The sequence below is a fragment of the Nocardiopsis sp. NPDC058789 genome (genome assembly GCF_042745575.1).
GTDB lineage: Bacteria > Actinomycetota > Actinomycetes > Streptosporangiales > Streptosporangiaceae > Nocardiopsis > Nocardiopsis eucommiae.
Genome location: NZ_JBHYOW010000004.1, coordinates 87,159 through 105,949, shown reverse-complemented (window position 1 = coordinate 105,949; position 18,791 = coordinate 87,159). Strand labels below are relative to the sequence as shown.

The window sequence follows — 18,791 nt, the reverse complement described above, 5'->3', positions numbered from 1 at the left end:
GGGGCGATGAGCTGTCGAACCTGCTCGTGCATCGAACGGCTCCGTCAGTTACGGGGAGGGCACTTGGACGGCGACACACCAGGTGAGCAGCCGTTGTCGTCCGGCGAGCACGGGACGAAGACGTGTCCGTCGTCCTCGTCGTCCTTCCTGCCAGCCGTGATCCTTGCTCCTGCCTGGGCGGTCTACGAGGAGTTCCCGGACAGCCCACGCGGCGACGGTCTCCGCTCGTCGTCTGGCGGGCACGGGGCCGTCCGTCCGGGCGGTAGGTGAGATCAGGGGGAGGGGCGCACGAGGATGTCGTAGGTGTCGGTGGTGCGCTCCAGATCCACGCCGAGATTGCGGGCCCAGGCATCGAGGTCGTCCTGGGCGGCCCGGCCGTCCCGGTCGTCATCGACCAGGATCTCCAGTTCCAGGAAGACCCCGGCCCCCTCCACCTCGTCCACACAGACGGAGACCTCCCCCGCTCTTCCGCCCCGGCGGGTCTTGGCGATGCGCACGTTGGGCACGTAGCCCAGGCTCGTGAGCACGCCGTGCATCGCCTCTCGGTCAGCGACTGTCGTCTCGTGCTCGACGCACTCCATCGCGGTGGCCGTGGGCGTCTTCGTGGTGACGACGTGTTCGCCGTCCTGGGTGCGCAGCCGGGCGAACGTGAATCCCAGCTTGCCCTGTGAGGGGTCCCAGCCCCGGGGAGCGTACGCCAGGTCATCCTGGTGAACGGGGTCGCTCACCTTCACACCGGCCTCCTTGAGCGCCACCAGCAGCGCCTCCAGGTCCCGCACCCGGTACTTCGTCTCGATCTCGCGCATCGGTGGGCCCCCGGATTCACACTGGTGTCACTGCTCACGAAAGACTATCGACAGCCCGAGTGCAATGGGGCGCATTCACGAATTCCAAGTACTCAAGGGGCGGCCCCGGCTCACTTCGCCGGACTAAAGCACGGGACGGTAGGATTCCAGAATCGCCGGTCCATTCCCGCGTGCGCTCGGCCTACTGCGCGCGCGGGGTCAGCCGGGAGTTCGATGACTTCCCCTGACCCTTGGCCAACGCGGCGCCGAGACAGGCCACCGGATGGGCGCCGCCCGTGGGGGCCGGGTGCCTCGGACTCCTCGAACACCGCGTTCCGCAGGGGTGGAAGCGATGGGTCACCGCCGCGCGCGGCGTCGCCGAGGTTGTGCCCAGATCATCATATTCGCCGCCTATTCACGCAAACCTCATATTCCCCCCGATATCAATCGTCTGTGTTTGTGTCCCGGTGAGGCGCGGGTATTTCCCTCAATGCCAGAATGGCGACCGAGCGAACAGGATGGCAATAATGGGTATCCGAACCTGGGACTCAGTCGGCGGCGGCCCCCACAACCGCCTGACGGACCTGGAGGAGCAGGAACTCCAGCAGGTCGAACAGACCCAGTCGACTCAGGAAACCGACGCGCAAGACTAGTCCACGTCCGGGGCGGCACCTTCCTTCGAGGGAACGCCCCGGACCCCGGTGCCCGACCCGACCTGAAAGGCACTGCCCCCATCGGGCCGCGCGATGACCACCACCTCCACCCCGGCACACCGCACCCCTCAGGCCGGAGAGCGCACCTTCTCCCTGGACCGGGCCCTTGAGCTCGCCGAGCAGACCCTGGCCCAGACCGGACTGCACGCCCGCTTGCGCGACCTGGACGGCGCCTGGCGCTGCCACCTGCACCGCAGCGACGACACCCTCGCCCCGGCCGGTGTCGGGGCGGGCAAGGGCGAGAGCGAGCAAGCCCGCGTGGGCGCGCTCTTCGAAGCCCTGGAACACCACCACAGCGACGCCCACGCCATCACCGCCGAACACCTGGTGCTGCGTTCCTCCGAGGAGCTCGCGTCCGAGGAACTGGCCACCGACCCCGCGATACGCCCCCTGGCCCTGGCTCCGCCCACACCCCTGGCCTGCCGCACCCACACCGCGCTGGACGGCTCCGGCGCCAGCGTGGACGTGCCGGTGTACCTGCACACCCCCTCCTACCTCTCCGCGACCCCCCACCAGCGCCGTGCCCTGGGCGACGCTTTCGACTACTCGACCGTGGCGCGCTACAGCACCAACAACGGGACCGCCATCGGTGCCACGGACACCGAGGCCTTCGTGCATGCCCTGGCCGAGACCGTCGAACGTGACGCCCTCTCGATGCTGCTCTCCTCCACCTTCCTGGACCCACATCCGGAGCCCCTGCGCGTGGTGGACCCGACGAGCCTGCCCGAGGGCCTGCGCCAGCTCCACACCCGAGCCCAGGACCGCTCCGGCACCCGGGTGTGGCTCTTGGAGATGACCACCGACCTCGGCATGCCGGCGTTCCACGCCTACGCTCCCGCCCGCCACGGCCACCCCATGGCCGGGTACGGCGCCTCCCTGTGCGCCGCGCACGCCGCCCGTCGTGCGTTGGAGGAGTTCGTGCAGGTCCTCGCGATCTTTGAAAACGAGGAGCACCCTCCCACCGACTTCGCCGCGCTGTCCCACCACCCTGCGCTCCTGCGCGCTGGCCGGGCCGATTTCACCCCCCACCTCGGCTCCGCGAGGGTGCTCGCCTTCACCGCCACCAACGCGCCCAAGACCCCCGCCGGGCACCTGGCCGAGTTGGTGCGCGTGCTCACCGCCCACGGGCACCGCCCCTACGGGCGGGTCCTCCACGAGGCGGCCAACGGCGTGAGCACGGTCTCGGTGTGCGTACCCGGCCTGGAACGCTTCTTCGCCGTCACCAGCGGCCAGTGTGTGGTTCCTGGTCCCCGTGCCCGCGCGCACATGACCCGGGCAGCGAACTGAGGCTCGCGTACCCGGGACCCCGACGACATCGTCGCGATCCGCCCCACCCCCACGACGTTCACCGGGGCAACCCCGCCAGCTCCAACAGCCACCTCGCACGCCTTGTCCGCGCTGGCCTGCAAGTAGAACGAGTGCTCATCGGAGATGGACACGGTCAGGTTGCACGAGTCGGGGAAGTCCATGGTCACGCCCGGGTACCCCTCGACACTGACGAACTCCTGGTCGTCGGCGCCGGAGAAGGCATCGACGACGGTCGTCTCGACGGCGTCCTTCTCCTCGTGGACTTCCACACGCAGGTCCACGCAGGCGTCAACCCGGTTCGTGCAGAAGCAGTGGCGTCGAACTGGGGCTGCCCTCGTTGTCCTGCTCAGGATGCCCAGGTCAACGGCGGTGGCGCGGGCACCAGGCCACAGGGCGCGTAGAATCACGCCAAGAGCACCAACTACGCCATGTTGGCGTCATAGGGCATGATGGGATGCATGAGTACCGACACCAGTGATGCGCACGAGCTGTCCGTGACCCAGGCCCGCGACCACTTCTCCGAGCGAGTCAACCGCGCGGTCTACGGGGGCGAGATCACCTTCGTCACCCGGGGCCGTCGCCACCAGCGGGCCGCGGCGATCGTGCCGGCCGAGATGGTCGAGCACTACGAGGAGCTGTTGGACGAACGAGACGCTCGGATCGCTGCCGAACGGCTGGCCGATATCGAGGCAGGGCGGTCCACGACCGTGCCCTTCGACGAGGTCATGCGCCGGATCGGTCTGAGCGCGGAAGAGCTGGGGCAGTGAGCGGGATCTACACGGTTTCCTTCGCTGAACAGGCGTACAAACAGCTCGACAAGCTTGACAAGCCGGTGCGGTTGCGGATCGCTCGCAAGGTGCAGGAGCTGACGGTTGATCCCCGCCCCGCTGGGAGTATCCCGCTCAAAGGCGAGCCCGATCTCTGGCGGGTCCGAGTGGGCGACTATCGGATCGTGTACGCGATCCGTGATGGGGAGCTGCTCGTGCTCGTGTTGAGCGTGGCGCACCGTCGTGAGGTCTACCGCGACCTGTGACGGTGTCTGCCTCGAAGTTCTCCCTGGCCAGAGAACACGTCATGGCCGTGGACACCACGGAGCCACGGGTGTCGCCCCACAGACCGTGGGCCCGTCGTCCCCCTCGCGTGCTTCGGTAACTCATGCTGGGACGGCCGCGCTGGCCGACATGATGAAGGGTCCATCCCCGCGTGTGCGGGGCCTACTCCCACTGCGGGACACCGATGGACTGGGACGTCGGTCCATCCCCGCGTGCGCGGGGCCTACCGCCCGTACCCTGTCCAGTCGTCCACCCACACCGGTCCATCCCCGCGTGTGCGGGGCTTACGGTTCACGACCTGCGAAAACGTGGTCCGTTGTCTCCGCTTGACCTTTGGGTCGATCCACTCCTGGGCACAGGATGACAGATACCGGGGCGCGACATCACGTCTCCCGGGCATTGTCGATCGCGGTACGTGCCACCCCAACAGCCAGCTCGCACGCCTCATCAGCACTGACCTGCACGTAGAACGAGTGCTCATCGGAGACAGCCACGGTGAGGTCGCAGGAGTCCGGGAACTCCAGGGTCACGCCCGGGTACCCCTCCACGCTGACGAACTCCTCGTCCTCGGGGCCAGAGAAAGCAGTGGCGACGGTCGACTCGACGGCGTCCCTCTCCTCGTGGACCTCCACGCGGAGGTCCACGCTGGCGTCGACCCGGTTCGTGTAGAAGCAGTTCGCGTCGGACTGGGGGCTGCCCTCACCCTCCTCGTCCAGGATGCCCAGATCGACGGCGGCGGGATCGGGGAGCAGATCACACGGATGCGCGGAGGTGGGATCCAGCGCGCTGACCTCGAACTGCCGGATGGAGTCGCGCTCCTCCAGCTCCACAGCGCACCCGGTGAGCAGGAACGCCGCCACCACGGCGGTCCGTGCACGCATACGCCGCTCCGTTCGCAGGGTGCCGGGACCCGGAAGGGCCCCGGCACGAAGCTACAGAGCGGCGTCTCGGAAGTGGCGCGCGTGGCCGGAAACGGTCAGACGACGAAGGCGGTCACGCCCGTGACGAGCAGACCCACACCCAGGCAGATCACCAGTCCACCGAGCAGCACCGAGGCCGACGGGCGCAGCTCGCCCAGCCCGGTGCGCCCGCTGACCATGGCCTGACGGCGCGCCAGAACGGGCAGGAGGGCGACGTTGACCGCGTACATCACGGCGGCCACGACGCTCGCGGAGGCGAAACCAACCCAGAACCCACCGCCGCCGGACATCACGTTGAACGCGGCCAGCGACGGAAGCATCACCAGGAGCAGCACCGACGCCGCACCGAAGGCGGTGAGCAACCGGGGCGAGGACCCGCGCGCGCTCCCTGAGACAACTAGGAGAAGACCGATCAGGGCCGCCACCATGATGGCGCCCCCGATTCCGAACACGGCGATGTTGACCAGCGAATTCACGCTGGTCATTGTCGCACCGCCCGGCACCGTCCCCAACCCGGGGTGCGCTCAGCCGTGGTGCTCCAGCCTGGAGCCACCGGCGGCCTTCACCACACGGAGACGGGTCGTGACGCGTTGGCGGAGGTCCGCGACGTGGCTCACCACCCCGACGGCACGGCCGCCGTCGCGGAGCCGGTCCAGCACGTCCAGGACCTCCTCCAGGGTGTCCTCGTCCAGCGTCCCGAAACCCTCGTCCACGAACAGGGTGTCGATCTCCGTGCCGCCCGCCTCGGCGGTGGCGACGTCACCCAGCCCCAGCGCCAGGGCCAGGGAGCTGAAGAAGGTCTCCCCGCCGGAGAGCGTCGCCGGGTCGCGTTCCACCCCCGTCCAGGCGTCGACCACGCGCATGCCCAGGCCCCCGGCGGAGCGGGCTCTGCCGTCGCCCGCCGCCTTGTCCACCGTGTACCGCAGCTCGTACCTGCCGTCCGACATGGTCAGCAGCCGGTGGTTGGCCGCCTCCACCACCTGTTCCAGACGGGCCGCCAGCACGTAGGCGGACAGCCGGACGCTGTCGGTGTTGTCCGGTGAGGTCCCCGCCGCGAGGGTGCTCAGCCCCTGGGCCACCGCGTAGCGGCGCAGGACGGGTTCCGATCCGGACAGCTGCCCGTCGAGCTCCACGCGCAGATCCGCCAGACGCCGGGCCCGGTCGGTGAGCATCCCCTGCCACGCCACCGCCTGGTCGGCCGCGCGGTCGGCGGTCCGGGCGGACTCCTCCAGGGCCACGGGATCCGGTGCGGGGGCGAGTTCGGCGGCGGTCAGGTCCGGGTCCGCCAGACGGGCTTCGACCGCCGCCCACTGGTCGTCGAAGTCGCGGGCCCGGGCCCTGAGATCGGCGCGGCCGCGCTCGTCCAGGGCGGCCGCCACCACCTCGGCCTCGTCTTCGAAGCGCGCCTCGGTCAGGGAGCGTGCGGCTTCGGTGACGGCGGTGCGCAGCTCCTCGGCGGCCCGGCCGCGCAGCTCGACGGCGTCCGCCGCGTCGCGCAGCACCTCGGCCTCGCCGCGCAGTCGGGCGATCCGCTCGGCCAGCCCGGCGTCCTCGCCGCGCGCCCGGTCCAGCAGCGCGGTCAGCCGCTCGTGCTCCCTCGCCCCCTCCTCGCGGCGGGCGGTCAGTTCGCTCTCCTCACGGACCAGCTCGCCCTCGCGTTGGCGGGCCCGCTCCAGGTCCGCCGTGGCCTGGGCCAGCTCCTCCTCCAGGCGGTGCAGCTCGCGGGCGGCGGCGCGGGCCTCGGTGAGCTCCTGCTCGCGGGCGGCCACCTCCTCGGCGGCGGCCTCCACGGTGCGGCCCTCGGCCCGCTCGGCGGCGGCCGTGTGCCGTTCCCGGAGCGCCACCAGGGTGTTCTCCGCCTCGGTGCGCCGGGCGGCGGCGGTGTCCGCCGCCTGCTGGGCGGCCCGCTCCTCCTCGGCCGAGACCAGCCCCCTCGCGCTCGGTGCGGCGGGGGAGGGGTGCTCGGTGGACCCGCACACCGCGCAGGGCGCGCCGTCGGCCAGGTCGGCGGCGAGTTCGGCGGCCATGTGCGCGATCCGCCGCTCGCGCAGGTCCTGGGACCGGTCGCGGGCGGTCTGGGCGGTGTCGACCGCGCGCCGCCGCTCCTCCTCGGCCCGCTCGACCTCCCCACCCAGGCGCCGGTGCTCCTGCGCGGCCGAGCGGCGCCGTTCGGCCAGGTCGAGGGCGGCCTTCGCGGGGTCGGTGAGTCCGGACTGCTCCTGGGCCCGGCGCAGCTCCTCGGTGATCGTCCCGACCCGGGCGGGCAGCGCCGTCACCCGTTCACGGGCCCGGTCCGCCTCGGTGCGCACGGCCGCGATCCGCCGGTCGAGCGCGGCGAGGTCGCGGTGGAGGGAACGACGGCGTTCGGCGTCCCCGCGCAGGTGGTCCAGGCGGGCGAGCTCGTCGTGGCGCGACCTCTCGGCGGAGCGCAGCGTCGCGGGGAGGTCGGGGTGGTCCCCCTGCTCCGTGAGTCCGGCGGCGTCCACGTTCGCGAGTCCGGTGGCGTCGACGTGCGTCAGCCCGGCGGCGTCCACGTCCGCGAGGCCGCTGGCCAGGGCCAGACGGTCGGTGACGGCGAGCTCGGCCTTGTCCAGTTCGGCGCGGCGGTGGTCGCGGGCGCGCAGGGACGGCAGCACCGTGTCGGCCCGCTCGGCGGCGGCCAGACGGGTGTCGATCCCGGTCCGCCACGCGCGCCGCTCGGCCAGCTGGGCGCGGCGCTCCCGGGCGGCGGCCAGCCGTTCCCTGCGGGAGAGCAGTTCACGCCCCGTGGCCAGCGCCTCCCTGGCCCGGTCCCGGGCCCGCGTGAACTCGGCGGTGACCTCCTCGGCGTCGCGGGCGGTGGCGGCCTGCACCGAGGCCAGTTCGGCGGCCCAGGCCGTGAGCTCCTCCGGGGCCTGCGGGGCCGTGGACCCGCCGACCTCCGCGATCCTTCCGGAGACCGCCCGCACGCGTTCGTCGGCGGCGCGTACCTCGCGCTCCAGCTTCCGGGCGTGCCCGCCGAACCACTCCTCCACGTCCCGGAACACCCGGGTGTTGAAGATGCGCTCCAGGGACTTGCGCCGGTCGTCGGACTTGGCCCGCAGGAACCGGGCGAAGTCGCCCTGGGGCAGCATGACGATCTGGCAGAACTGGGTGATGGTGAGCCCGACCAGGTCGCCCACGAACTGCCCGGCCTCGTCCGGGCGGGTCGTCACGCCCTCCCAGCGGTCGCCCCGCCAGTCGAACACGCGGACCTTCTGGTTCTCCGTGAGGGTGCCGCTTCCGCGCTTCTTGGGCCGCTCCCACCGCGGGTTGCGCTCGATCCGCACGCGGCGTCCCCGGACGGTGAACTCCAGGCTGACCTCGGGCCGGACGCCGGGTGCGGCGTGGTCGCTCCTGGGGGAGCGGTCCTTGCCGCGCGCACCGGGGACGTCGCCGTAGAGGGCGAAGCAGACCGCGTCCAGAACAGAGGTCTTGCCCGCGCCCGTGGGCCCGTGGATGAGGAACAGCCCGCCCCCGCCGAGCCGGTCGAAGTCGACCGTCTCGGTTCCGGCGAAGGGCCCGAAGGCGGTCATCGTGAGGGTGTGCAGCCGCATCTAGCGAGTCCCTTCCTGGACGCGGACCTCTTCGACGGCGCGGTCCACCAGCGCGCGTTCCTCCGGGGTCGCGGCGCTGCCCCGGGCCCACGCGACGAAGTCCGCGACCACCTCGCGTTCGGGCCGGTCCGCGACGGCCACGGTGACGGGCCGCCGCTCCACGTCGCCGTCGTCGGGGTCGAACTCCAGCATGAGGGTGTGCGGGAAGCGCTCGCGGAGGCGGTCCATGGGCTGGGCGGGACGCCGGGGGTCGGTGAGGGTGACGTGGAGCCAGTGCCCGGTGTGGGGCTCCCACCGGTCCTCGGTGAGCAGGTCGTCGAGGCGGCCCCGGACGCGGGAGAGCGGCCGGGGCACCGGGGCGTCGGCGAACTCCGCTCCGGCGAATCCGTCCGCGTCCAGGTCCACCAGCCAGAACCCCTTGCGGTGGTGCTCCTCGGAGAAGGAGTAGGCGAGCGGGCTGCCCGGGTAGCGCACCGACGGCGTGATGGTCTGGCGGCCGTGCAGGTGGCCCAGGGCCACGTAGTCCACGCCGTCGTAGACCGAGGCGGGCACGTGCGAGGCCCCGCCCACGGAGATGTCGCGCTCGCTGTCGGAGGGCTCCCCGCCGGTGACGAACGCGTGGGAGAGCACCACCGAGCGGGTGCCCGGCCGCTGGGCGAGGTCGGCCCGGACCAGGTCCATCGCGTGGCCGATCGCCGCCGGGTGGCCGCGTTCGGGCAGGTCCCAGTGGTGGCGGGCGATCTCCGGTTCCAGGTAGGGGATGCCGTAGAAGGCCACCGGGCCGTGCTCGTCCTCCATCAGCACGGGGGTGCCGATCCCCTCCAGGGAACTGCGCAGGTGCACCCCGGAGGCGTCGATCAGGCCGGTGGCGAAGGACATCCGGGCCATGGAGTCGTGGTTGCCGCTGATCAGCACCGACCTGGCCCCGGTCTCCCGGATGCGGCCGAGGGCGCGGTCGAACAGGCGCACGGCGTCGACCGGCGGCAGGGCGCGGTCGTAGAGGTCACCGGCGACCACCACGACGTCGATCCGCTCCGCGTGGATGGTGTCGACGAGGTGGTCGAGGAAGGCGGCCTGGGCCTCGATGAGGTTCTCCCGGTGGAAGGAGCGACCCAGGTGCCAGTCCGAAGTGTGCAGCAGGCGCATGGAACTGGACATTACCCAAGATCACCCCGTCCCCGCCGGGAGAACCGTCCGGCCTGTGGACAACCCGGGCGGACGGAGCCGGAGGGCTCAGAGCCTGCGGGCCAGCGTGAGGCCGTCTCCGATGGGGAGCAGGACCTGTTCGACGCGGTCGTCGGCGACGAGCCTGTCGTTGAAGTCACGGATGCCCTGGACGTGCGGCGCGGTCTGCTCGGGGTCCACCACCCGCCCGTGGGACAGCGTGTTGTCGGCCAACAGCAGCCCGCCGGGGCGCGTGCGGGGGACCAGTTCCTCCCAGTAGTCCACGTAGCCGGTCTTGTCCGCGTCCAGGAAGGCCAGGTCGAACTGGGGTTCCCTCGGCAGGGCGCGCAGCGAGTCCAGCGCCGGGCCGATCCGCAGGGTGATCTTCTGTGAGACCCCGGCCCGCTCCCAGTACCTCCGGGCCACCGACGTCCACTCCTCGCTGATGTCCAGCGCGAGCAGGGTGCCGTCCGCGGGCAGGCCGCGGGCGAAGCAGATCGAGGAGTATCCGGTGAAGGTGCCGATCTCCACGGCGTTCCGCGCCCCCGACAGCTGGGTGAGGAGCGTGGAGAAGGCGCCCTGTTCGGGACCGATCTGCATCCCCTGGGACTCGGGGAACAGTCGGGCGGTCTCCTCGGCCAGGTCCGACAGGACCGGGTCCACCGGCTGGCTGTGGGCGACGACGTAGGCGTGCAGTTCGGGGCTGATGCCCTCTGTGGTTCGAGTCACGCCGCCAGCCTAGGAGGCCCCACCGCTCCGGCCAAGCGTCCCGCGCTCGGAGCGGCCGGTGCGGACGGGCGCGCGTCCGTCCCTAGTGGTCGGGGAGCAGGGTGGGCCAGTCGAACAGGTACACGGAGCCGATGATGACGCCGATGGTGAGCAGCGGGGTGACCACCTTCTGCTCCACCGGGCCGTTGGTGACGAAGCCCTTGCCCTGGCCGATGCGCTTCTTCCAGAACGGCCAGAAGATCGGCACGCCCATCTTGGTGATCATGTCCCCGAAGAAGTGCAGGACGATGCCGAAGGCCACCGCCAGGCCCAGCCACGTGTAGTTCACGCCCACCGAGAACAGGGTGAGGGTGATCGCCGCCGTTCCCAGCGCGTTGATGATCCCCGAGGCCGTCCGGTTCTTGTCCATGCCGAAACCCAGCCCCTGGAGAGCGATTCCGACCAGCAGGAACACGAAGATCTGCACGGCCAGTTCCGACCACAGGGCCAGGGCCTGCACCAGCACGCCCATGAGGATCGCGAAGAAGAACGAGTGGGTCCCCATCCGGTGCCCCCCGAAGGCCCAGTTGAGAATGTCGCTCAGGATCTCGGTGGCCTTGCCGTAGGTCTTGGTCACCGTCGCGCTCTTGTGGTCCACGTCCGGCAGCAGGGCCGCGCCCGCGCACACCAGGGAACCGGCGATGATCTCACCGGGGCCCAGGTCGAAGCTGAGTCCAAGGAATTCCGTGCCCTGGACCAGCGGTACGACCGCCATCCAGCCGACCACGCCACTGAGTGCGTGCGAGTGCCCCATCATGGCGGGAACCGTAGCGGAGTCTGCCAATCGTCGCGAATCAGAGACCGGTTTCGGACAGGGAACAAAAGCCACTTCATCCTCAGGAAACACGAACGCTCCTGACACAGGAGTCGAATGTGTTGCGATATCCCGCCTCACCTCGAAGATCGTTGACGCTCGTCGTGACGAGTTGGTAGACAACCAACAACCCCCAGGTGGCAATGCCACCAACCCCACGAAACCTGACAGGGGCCGTTATGAAAACCCACCATCCTCCCTCCGGCACCCTTCTCCGGCGGACGGCGGCGTCCGGCAGCGCGCTCCTTCTCCTCGGAGGACTCACGGTGGCCCCCGCGGCCGCCGACGAGGCGAGCGGCACCACCCTCACCGTCGCCATCGCCCAGCAGGTGGACTCCTTCAACCCCTTCACCGCGCAGCTCGCGGTCACCACGAACATCCTCCGGCACGTCTACGACAGCCTCACCACCGTGGACCCGGAGACCGGAGAGCCCGCCCCCTCCCTCGCGGAGACATGGGAGACCTCCGACGACGGCCTCACCTGGACCTTCAACCTCCGTGACGACGCCCTCTTCAGCGACGGCGAGCAGCTCACCGCCGACGACGTGGCGTGGACGTTCACCACGATGATGGAGAACGAGGCCGCCGCCGTCGCCAACGGCAACTACGTCTCCGGGTTCGACACCGTCACCGCCGAGGACGACACGACCGTCGTCATCGAGCTGGACGAACCGCAGGCGACCATGGAGTCCCTGCGCGTGCCGATCGTCCCCAGACACGTCTGGGAACCGATCATCGAGGAACAGGGCGAGGCCTTCGCCGACTACACCGGCGACGACCTCCCCACGGTCGGCACCGGCCCCTTCGTCCTCACCGAGCACGCGCGCGGCGAACACATCCGTCTGGAGGCCAACCCCGACCACTGGCGGGGCGCACCCGGCTTCGACGAGCTCTACTTCCGCTACTACTCGGAGAAGGACGCCGCCGTCGAGGCGCTGCGCAGCGGCGAGGTCTCCTTCGTCTACGAGCTCACCGACGCCCAGATCACCTCCCTGGAGACCCTGGACAACGTCGCCGTCAACATCGCGGACGGCAAGCGGTTCCAGGCCTTCACCATCAACCCCGGCGCCGTCACGCAGGACGGCGAGGAGTTCGGTGACGGGCACCCGGCGCTGGCCGACCGCACCCTGCGCCAGGCCATCGTCATGGGCATCGACAACGAGGAGATCGTCCAACAGGGCGCCAACGGCCAGGCCGTCGCGGCGGGCGGCTACGTCCCGCCCCGCTACACCGACTTCCACTGGGCGCCCGAGGGAGACGAGGCCATCCTCGACTTCGACCCCGACGCCGCCAACGCGATGCTCGACGAGGCCGGGTACGAGAGGGGCGAGGACGGCGTGCGCGTCTCGCCCGACGGCGACCGGCTCGAACTGCGCATGCACGTCCACGCCGACCGGCCGGACAACGTCCAGGCCGGACAGGTCATCGACGAGCGCCTCGCGGACCTCGGCATCGAGATCGACAACCAGACCGTCGACCCGGGCATCCTGAGCGACGCCCTCTACGACGCCGAGTACGACCTCATCTTCACCGGGTGGACGGTCAACCCCGACCCGGACTACGTGTTCAGCATCCACACCTGTGACGCGCTGCCCACCGAACCCGGCACCATGCAGGGCGACGCCTACTTCTGTGACGAGGAGTACGACGAGCTCTACGCCGCGCAGCTGGCGGAGTACGACCGCGCGGCCCGCGCCGAGATCATCCACCAGCTCCAGGAGGTCCTGTACCGGGAGGCCGTGGTCAACGTCCTGACCTACCCGAACATCATGGAGGCCTACCGGACCGACCACGTCGCCAGCCTCCAGCTGGAGCCCGCCGAGGGCGGGAACATCTGGGGGCAGGACGGCTACTGGGCCTGGTGGTCGGCCGAGCCCGCCGAGGGCGCCGGCAGCGGCGGCTCGGGTGTGTCCACCGGGGCGCTCATCGGCATCGGCGCCGGCGTGCTGGTGCTGGTGGTCGCGGGTGCCTTCGTCTTCTTCCGTCGACGCTCCACCGTGGAGGACCGCGAGTGACCATGACGCCCACCGAGGCGGACGAACCGACCGGGGCGGGGACCACCGACGTCCCCGCCCCGGCGGGCCCCACGGGGCTCGGCCGCGTGGCCCCCGTGGCCACCTACGTGCTCGGCCGCCTGACCACCGCCGTGGTCTCCCTGTTCGCCGTGATCGTCGCCGGGTTCTTCCTCTTCAGGATCCTGCCCGGCGACCCCGTCCGCGCCATGACCGAGGGCCGAGAGGTCTCCGCCGAACAGCGCGAGGAACTGCGCCGCCAGTTCGGCCTCGACCAGCCCCTCTGGCAGCAGTTCCTCGACTACGCCGCCGGACTGCTCCGGCTGGACCTGGGGATCTCCTTCCAGTACCGGGAACCCGTGGTCGACCTCATCCTCGAACGCCTGGGCCCGACGATCCTGCTCGCCGGGACCGGCACGGTCATCGCCGCGCTGCTCGGGCTGTTCCTCGGCGCCCGCGCCGGGTGGCGGCCGGGCGGGCGCGGGGACCGGATCAACACGGCGGTGGCACTGTTCTTCTGGTCGGTGCCCACGTTCTGGCTCGGCCTGCTGCTGATCGTGCTGCTCGCCTCGGGGCGCGGGTTCATGCCCGGTCTGTTCCCGACCGGCGGCATGGTCTCGCCCAGCGCCACCGGACCGCTGGAGACCGCGCTGAGCACCGCCCGGCACATGGTGCTGCCGGTCGTGACCATGGTCGCGGTGATCTACGCGCAGTACCTCATGATCATGCGCTCCTCGCTGATGGACGAGAAGGGCGCCGACTACCTGGTCACCGCCCGCGCCAAGGGGCTGCGCGACGCGCTGGTGCGCCGCAGGCACGCCGTGCCCAACGCGCTGCTGCCCACAGTGACGCTCATCTTCCTCAACCTCGGGCAGGTCGTCTCCGGGGTCATCCTCGTGGAGACGGTCTTCTCCTGGCCCGGCCTCGGCCAGCTCTTCTACTCCGGCCTGCGCGTACCCGACCTCGGCCTCGTCCAGGGGCTGTTCGTGGTGTTCGCGGCCTCGGTGATCCTCATGAACCTCCTGGCCGACCTGGTGTATCCGCTGCTCGACCCGAGGGTGCGCCCATGAACACACCCACCGGACCCGCCACGGCCGGACCCTCGGCGGACGGCACGCCGCCGGTCCCGACGCTCTCCGCGAGTGCCCTGGCCCGCAGGCGCCGCCGCGAGGCCCTGGTCGGCTTCGCCCGCGAGTACGCGCGCAACCGGGCCGGGCTCCTCGGCCTGGGTCTGCTCCTCACCATCGGCGTGCTCGCCGTGACGGCCCCGCTGTTCATCGACCAGACCCACCTGACCATCACCGGAGCGCCCGGCGCCTCCCACGAACCGCCGAGCTGGCGGTTCCCCCTGGGAACCGACAACTTCGGCCGCTCCATCCTCGACCTCGTGATCTGGGGCGCGCGGGTCTCGCTGACGGTCGGCCTGCTGGCCACGTTCGTCTCGGTCACCCTCGGCACCCTCGTGGGCGTCACCGCCGGGCACTTCGGCTCGTCCGGCGGCGTCGGCGGCCGGATCGTGTCCACGGTGCTCATGCGCGTCACCGACTGGTTCCTGGTCCTGCCCACCCTGGTCCTCGCCGTGGCGCTGGCCGCCGTCCTGCCGCGCGGCACCGGCACCATCATCATCGCGATCGGCCTCACCGTCTGGCCGCCCACCGCACGCCTGGTGCGCGCGCAGACCCTGGCCGTGGAGGCCCGACCGTTCGTGGAGCGCGCCCGCGCCCTCGGCGGCGGCCACGCGCACGTGATGGGCTGGCACGTGCTGCCCAACGTCATGCCGGTGGTGCTCGCCCAGACCACGCTGCTGGTCGCCACCTCCATCATCGCGGAGTCCACCCTGGCCTTCCTCGGAATGGGCGACCCCACCACCATCTCCTGGGGCGGGATCCTGGAGGCGGCCCGCACCGCCGGGGCGATCAGCGCCGGGATCTGGTGGTACATCGTCCCGCCCGGCCTGGCCATCGCCGTGGTCGCGCTCTCCTTCACCCTGTGCGGGCGCGCGGTCGAGTCCGTCATCAACCCACGGCTCCGGGGGCAGAGTTGACCAGCCTTCTCGACGTCAGCGACCTGCGCGTCACCTACTCCGGCAGCGGCGGGGACGTCCCCGCCGTACGCGGCGTGAGCCTCTCCCTGAACCCCGGCGACACCCTCGGGGTGGCGGGGGAGTCCGGCAGCGGGAAGTCCACGGTCGCCCTGGCTCTGCTGCGGCTGCTGCCCGCGAGCGCGAAGGTCACCGGAAGCATCCTGCTGGAGGGCGAGGACGTCCTCCAGATGAAGTGGGGCCGTCTGCGCGCCGTGCGCTGGGTGGGCGCCTCGGTGGTCTTCCAGGGCGCCATGCACTCGCTCAACCCGGTGAAGCGGATCGGTGAGCAGATCGCGGAGCCGCTGCTCATCCACGAACTGGTCCGACCGGCCCGGGTGGACGCGCGGGTGTCCGAGCTCCTCGAACAGGTGGGGCTGCCCGCCTCCCGCCGACGCGACTACCCCCACCAGCTGTCCGGCGGCCAGCGCCAGCGGGTCATGATCGCGATGGCGCTGGCCTGCGAACCGCGCCTGATCATCGCGGACGAGGCGACCACCGCCCTGGACGTGATGATCCAGGCGCAGATCCTCGGCCTGCTGGAACGGCTCGTGGACGAGACCGGGATCGGCATGCTGATGATCAGCCACGACCTCTCCGTCCTCGCGGCCACCTGCGACCGGGTCGCGGTGATGTACGCGGGGCGGATCGTCGAGCAGGGGCCCGCGCGCGAGGTCGTGCACGCCCCTGCGCACCCCTACGCGAGCGCGCTCAGCGCGGCCTTCCCGAAGATCGGTGACCCGGCCTCGCGCCTGGCCCCCCGGGGGCTGCCGGGCGACCCGCCCGATCCCTCGGACCCGCCCTCGGGCTGTGTGTTCCGGCCGCGCTGTGCCGTCGCGGAGACGGTGTGCGCCACCGTCGACCCGCCGCTGTGGCCGGTCCGCCCCGACCGCGACGGCCACGCCGACCGGCACGCGGCCTGCGTGCACGTGGGGCACGGGCCGGGCCTGCCGGACCGGAGCGGGGCCCCGGGGGACGGCGGCGCACGCGGTTCTCACGACACGAGCGGTTCCCACGACACCGAGGAGACGAGCCGTTGAGCGCCGACACCGACTCACGACAGCCCTCCTCCCTCTCCGTTCCGAGGGAGGACACCGGACCGATCCTGCGCGCCGACGACGTGCGGGTGGCCTTCGCCGCAGGGGCCGCCCCGGGCGGTGGCCGGGGGACCGCCCGTGCGGTCGACGGCGTCAACCTCGACGTGGCGGCGGGGGAGATCGTCGCCCTGGTGGGGGAGTCCGGCTGCGGCAAGACCACCCTGGCCCGGGCCCTGCTCGGGCTGGAGCGTCCCACCGGCGGCCGCGTCCTGTTCGAGGGCGCCCCGCTGGGCTACCGCTCGCGCGACCTGCGTGCCTACCGGCGCCGCGTTCAGCTCGTGCAGCAGGACCCGATGGGCTCGCTCAACCCCCGCCGCACCGTCTACGAGTCCGTCGTGGAGGGCCTGCGCATCCACGAGGGCACGACCGCGGACGAGACCGAACGGGTCTCCCGGGCCCTGTCCCAGGCCGGGCTGCGCCCGCCCGAGCGGTTCTTCACCCGTTACCCCCACGAGCTCTCCGGCGGCCAGCGGCAGCGCGTGGTGATTGCCGGGGCGCTGGTCCTGGACCCCGAGGTGCTGGTGGCTGACGAACCGGTGGCGTCCCTGGACGCGTCGGTGCGCGGCGAGATCCTGCGGCTGCTGCTGGAGCTGCGCGACGAACTGGGCCTGTCCGCACTGGTGGCCACGCACGACCTCGGGCTGGCGTGGAACATCGCGGACCGGGTCGCCGTGATGTACCTGGGGCGCGTGGTGGAGCTCGGCACCGTGGAGGAGGTCCTGTCCGCGCCCGCCCACCCGTACACGCGGGCGCTGCTGTCGGTCCTGCCCGACGCCGGGGCGGAGGAGGAACCGGTGGTGCTCTCCGGAGAGCCGCCGGACCCCAAGCAGGTGCCCGCGGGCTGCCGGTTCCATCCGCGCTGTCCCGTGCTGGCCTCGGGGGAGGCCGAGCGGGCCGGGGTGGCCCACCTGTGCACCACCGTGGACCCGGCGGTGCTGGGCGGCGGCGCCGAGCGGCGGGTGGCCTGCCACTGGGCGGCCGAGGACGAGACCGGGCGCCTGCGCGCGGACGGTCCGCCCGGTCCCGTCACCGTGTAGGGGAGTCCTGGCCGACGCCCGGTCACGGCACGCGTGCTCCTCGGTGGCCGAGGGGGAGGGTGTCGGCCCGGGGCCGCGCGCGCAGTACGTGGGGCCCTGGGAGACAGGAGTGTCCCGAGTGGACAGGGGCGTGAGCGCTACGCGTGGGTGCAGTGACGGTGCCAGTGCGGTTCGCTGTCTCGCCCTGGGGTCGCGTGTGTGCCTCCGGGAGAGGTCGGGAGGGGCGTGCGCGCGGGTGGCCAGAGGGCCGCGTGTGTCCGCGCGGTGTGGGGGAGGCGGGCGTGCGGGTGCCGGAACAGCTCCGGAGCGGGTGCCGTTAGCCAGGACATGGGGACCAACGAGCAGCATGGGCGACCCGTACCCGCGACGCCGCCGGGTCCGGCGCCGGTACCCGAACCGGCCCTCACCGACCGTGACTTCTGGCACGGCGCGGCCCTCGACCTGGACGCCTATCTGGCGCGCCTGGGCCTGTCCGGGTCACCGCCACCCACCCTGGACACCCTCACCGCTGTGCACCGCGCCCACCTGGCGGCCATCCCCTTCGAGAACCTCCAGCTGCTCCTGGGACGCCCGGTCCCGCTGGACGTCCCCTCGCTGACGGACAAGATGGTCCACCACCGCCGGGGAGGCTACTGCTACGAGCAGAACCTGCTCCTCGCCGCCGCCCTGGACCGGCTCGGGTTCACCCTGACCGCCTTCACCGCCCGGGTGCTGCTGGGCGGGGACGGCCGCCCCCGGCCCTCCACCCACGCCCTCCTGCGGGTGCGGGTGAAGGGAGAGCCCTGGTTGGCCGACGTCGGCTTCGGCGGCGGTGGCCTCGTGGAACCCCTCCGTTTCGCGGACGGCCAGCAGGTCTCGCAGGGCGGCTGGAACCTGCGGCTGGACCGGGTGTCGGAGATCGGTGACGAAGAGTGGCTGTTGCGCGGCTTCGAGGGTCGGCAGTGGCGGAACCTGTACTCCTTCGCCGCCTCGGGGGTGCTCCCCCAGGACTACGCGGTGTTCAGCCACTACCTCACCACCCACCCGCGGTCACCCTTCCGCCACCGACTGATGGTCGCGCGGACGGTCGGCGGGACCCGGTACGCGCTCGACGACACGACCCTGTCGGTCGAGCGGGTCGACGGCACCGGCGAGGTGCGGGAGTTGGCTCTGGGGGAGGTGGGAACGGTGTTGCGCGAGGTGTTTGACATCGCCCTTGACCAGGAGGAACGCCGGATCATCGAGGCTCGGGTGCGGGAGTTCCTGGATGCCTGACCCGAGCCCGCGCTATGTGATCGTCGTCACGTTAGAGGGCGCCCGCCGGACGGCTCCGTCACGAAGCCCGACGCCAACGGGTGTGTCGTGCACCTGATGACGCACCCGCTGAACGGGCCCGTGCGGCTTGCCACGATTTGGGGTGATCGCACACGTTCGTGACCGTGCGTGTCGGGGCAGGACCTGTGGGGCGCGACCCACAGGGAGCTGCT

At 71.5% G+C, this 18,791-nt stretch carries 16 protein-coding genes; 9 read left to right on the top strand and 7 right to left on the bottom strand.

Annotated elements, in window-relative coordinates:
* Positions 1-272: 272 nt before the first annotated feature.
* Positions 273-806, bottom strand: coding sequence for a class IV adenylate cyclase (gene cyaB / locus ACFW3L_RS06580; protein ID WP_378737126.1), 534 nt, complete (start codon positions 804-806; stop codon positions 273-275).
* A 725-nt stretch (positions 807-1,531) separates the two neighbouring features.
* On the opposite strand from cyaB, the gene ACFW3L_RS06575 reads away from it, so the two are divergent.
* The 3 genes from ACFW3L_RS06575 (at position 1,532) to ACFW3L_RS06565 (ending at position 3,839) form a co-directional block, all read left to right on the top strand.
* Positions 1,532-2,785, top strand: coding sequence for a YcaO-like family protein (locus ACFW3L_RS06575; RefSeq protein WP_378737124.1), 1,254 nt, complete (start codon positions 1,532-1,534; stop codon positions 2,783-2,785).
* 479 nt (positions 2,786-3,264) lie between these two features.
* Entirely contained in the window at positions 3,265-3,573 is a 309-nt protein-coding gene (locus ACFW3L_RS06570; protein WP_378737122.1) for a type II toxin-antitoxin system prevent-host-death family antitoxin, read from the top strand.
* The gene (locus tag ACFW3L_RS06565; protein ID WP_378737121.1) at positions 3,570-3,839 is read left to right on the top strand and encodes a type II toxin-antitoxin system RelE/ParE family toxin; all 270 of its coding nucleotides are present in this window, start codon (positions 3,570-3,572) and stop codon (positions 3,837-3,839) included. Before ACFW3L_RS06570 ends, ACFW3L_RS06565 begins: the two co-directional genes overlap by 4 nt.
* A 402-nt stretch (positions 3,840-4,241) precedes the next feature.
* On the opposite strand, the gene ACFW3L_RS06560 is transcribed toward ACFW3L_RS06565, so the two are convergent.
* The 6 genes from ACFW3L_RS06560 to ACFW3L_RS06535 all read right to left on the bottom strand — a co-directional run bounded on the left by ACFW3L_RS06560 (position 4,242) and on the right by ACFW3L_RS06535 (position 11,042).
* The gene (locus ACFW3L_RS06560) at positions 4,242-4,739 is read right to left on the bottom strand and encodes a DUF3558 family protein (RefSeq protein ID WP_378737119.1); all 498 of its coding nucleotides are present in this window, start codon (positions 4,737-4,739) and stop codon (positions 4,242-4,244) included.
* 95 nt (positions 4,740-4,834) lie between these two features.
* Positions 4,835-5,263: a hypothetical protein gene (locus ACFW3L_RS06555; protein WP_378737117.1), complete on the bottom strand. Its 429-nt coding sequence runs from the start codon at positions 5,261-5,263 to the stop codon at positions 4,835-4,837.
* Between the two features lie 39 nt (positions 5,264-5,302).
* Positions 5,303-8,353 (bottom strand): AAA family ATPase, encoded by a 3,051-nt coding sequence (locus tag ACFW3L_RS06550; RefSeq protein WP_378737115.1) that lies wholly within the window; start codon positions 8,351-8,353, stop codon positions 5,303-5,305.
* A complete protein-coding gene (locus ACFW3L_RS06545) occupies positions 8,354-9,511 on the bottom strand; it encodes an exonuclease SbcCD subunit D (RefSeq protein ID WP_378737113.1) in 1,158 nt (385 codons plus the stop codon).
* Positions 9,512-9,586: 75 nt separating this feature from the next.
* Positions 9,587-10,246 carry an O-methyltransferase gene (locus ACFW3L_RS06540; RefSeq protein ID WP_352387876.1) on the bottom strand — a complete coding sequence of 220 codons (660 nt, stop codon included), beginning with the start codon at positions 10,244-10,246 and terminating at the stop codon, positions 9,587-9,589.
* A gap of 82 nt (positions 10,247-10,328) precedes the next feature.
* On the bottom strand, positions 10,329-11,042 hold the full coding sequence (locus ACFW3L_RS06535; RefSeq protein WP_352387874.1) for a metal-dependent hydrolase: 714 nt from the start codon (positions 11,040-11,042) through the stop codon (positions 10,329-10,331).
* A gap of 236 nt (positions 11,043-11,278) precedes the next feature.
* On the opposite strand from ACFW3L_RS06535, the gene ACFW3L_RS06530 reads away from it, so the two are divergent.
* The 6 genes from ACFW3L_RS06530 to ACFW3L_RS06505 all read left to right on the top strand — a co-directional run bounded on the left by ACFW3L_RS06530 (position 11,279) and on the right by ACFW3L_RS06505 (position 18,579).
* A complete protein-coding gene (locus tag ACFW3L_RS06530; protein WP_378737110.1) occupies positions 11,279-13,114 on the top strand; it encodes an ABC transporter substrate-binding protein in 1,836 nt (611 codons plus the stop codon).
* On the top strand, positions 13,111-14,181 hold the full coding sequence (locus ACFW3L_RS06525) for an ABC transporter permease (RefSeq protein WP_378737108.1): 1,071 nt from the start codon (positions 13,111-13,113) through the stop codon (positions 14,179-14,181). The genes ACFW3L_RS06530 and ACFW3L_RS06525 overlap by 4 nt, the downstream gene beginning before the upstream one ends.
* Positions 14,178-15,155, top strand: a complete 978-nt coding sequence (locus ACFW3L_RS06520) for an ABC transporter permease (RefSeq protein ID WP_378737106.1) — start codon at positions 14,178-14,180, stop codon at positions 15,153-15,155. The genes ACFW3L_RS06525 and ACFW3L_RS06520 overlap by 4 nt, the downstream gene beginning before the upstream one ends.
* Positions 15,152-16,231, top strand: a complete 1,080-nt coding sequence (locus ACFW3L_RS06515) for an ABC transporter ATP-binding protein (RefSeq protein WP_378737104.1) — start codon at positions 15,152-15,154, stop codon at positions 16,229-16,231. Before ACFW3L_RS06520 ends, ACFW3L_RS06515 begins: the two co-directional genes overlap by 4 nt.
* Entirely contained in the window at positions 16,228-17,325 is a 1,098-nt protein-coding gene (locus ACFW3L_RS06510; protein WP_378737102.1) for an ABC transporter ATP-binding protein, read from the top strand. Before ACFW3L_RS06515 ends, ACFW3L_RS06510 begins: the two co-directional genes overlap by 4 nt.
* A 327-nt stretch (positions 17,326-17,652) precedes the next feature.
* Positions 17,653-18,579 carry an arylamine N-acetyltransferase gene (locus ACFW3L_RS06505; protein WP_378737100.1) on the top strand — a complete coding sequence of 309 codons (927 nt, stop codon included), beginning with the start codon at positions 17,653-17,655 and terminating at the stop codon, positions 18,577-18,579.
* Positions 18,580-18,791 lie beyond the last annotated feature (212 nt).

Coding starts and splice junctions, on each gene's coding strand:
- cyaB (WP_378737126.1), bottom strand. CDS start 806: ATGCGCGAGATCGAGACGAAGTACCGGGTGCGGGACCTGGAGGCGCTG.
- ACFW3L_RS06575 (WP_378737124.1), top strand. CDS start 1,532: ATGACCACCACCTCCACCCCGGCACACCGCACCCCTCAGGCCGGAGAG.
- ACFW3L_RS06570 (WP_378737122.1), top strand. CDS start 3,265: ATGAGTACCGACACCAGTGATGCGCACGAGCTGTCCGTGACCCAGGCC.
- ACFW3L_RS06560 (WP_378737119.1), bottom strand. CDS start 4,739: ATGCGTGCACGGACCGCCGTGGTGGCGGCGTTCCTGCTCACCGGGTGC.
- ACFW3L_RS06555 (WP_378737117.1), bottom strand. CDS start 5,263: ATGACCAGCGTGAATTCGCTGGTCAACATCGCCGTGTTCGGAATCGGG.
- ACFW3L_RS06550 (WP_378737115.1), bottom strand. CDS start 8,353: ATGCGGCTGCACACCCTCACGATGACCGCCTTCGGGCCCTTCGCCGGA.
- ACFW3L_RS06545 (WP_378737113.1), bottom strand. CDS start 9,511: ATGTCCAGTTCCATGCGCCTGCTGCACACTTCGGACTGGCACCTGGGT.
- ACFW3L_RS06535 (WP_352387874.1), bottom strand. CDS start 11,042: ATGATGGGGCACTCGCACGCACTCAGTGGCGTGGTCGGCTGGATGGCG.
- ACFW3L_RS06530 (WP_378737110.1), top strand. CDS start 11,279: ATGAAAACCCACCATCCTCCCTCCGGCACCCTTCTCCGGCGGACGGCG.
- ACFW3L_RS06520 (WP_378737106.1), top strand. CDS start 14,178: ATGAACACACCCACCGGACCCGCCACGGCCGGACCCTCGGCGGACGGC.
- ACFW3L_RS06505 (WP_378737100.1), top strand. CDS start 17,653: ATGGGGACCAACGAGCAGCATGGGCGACCCGTACCCGCGACGCCGCCG.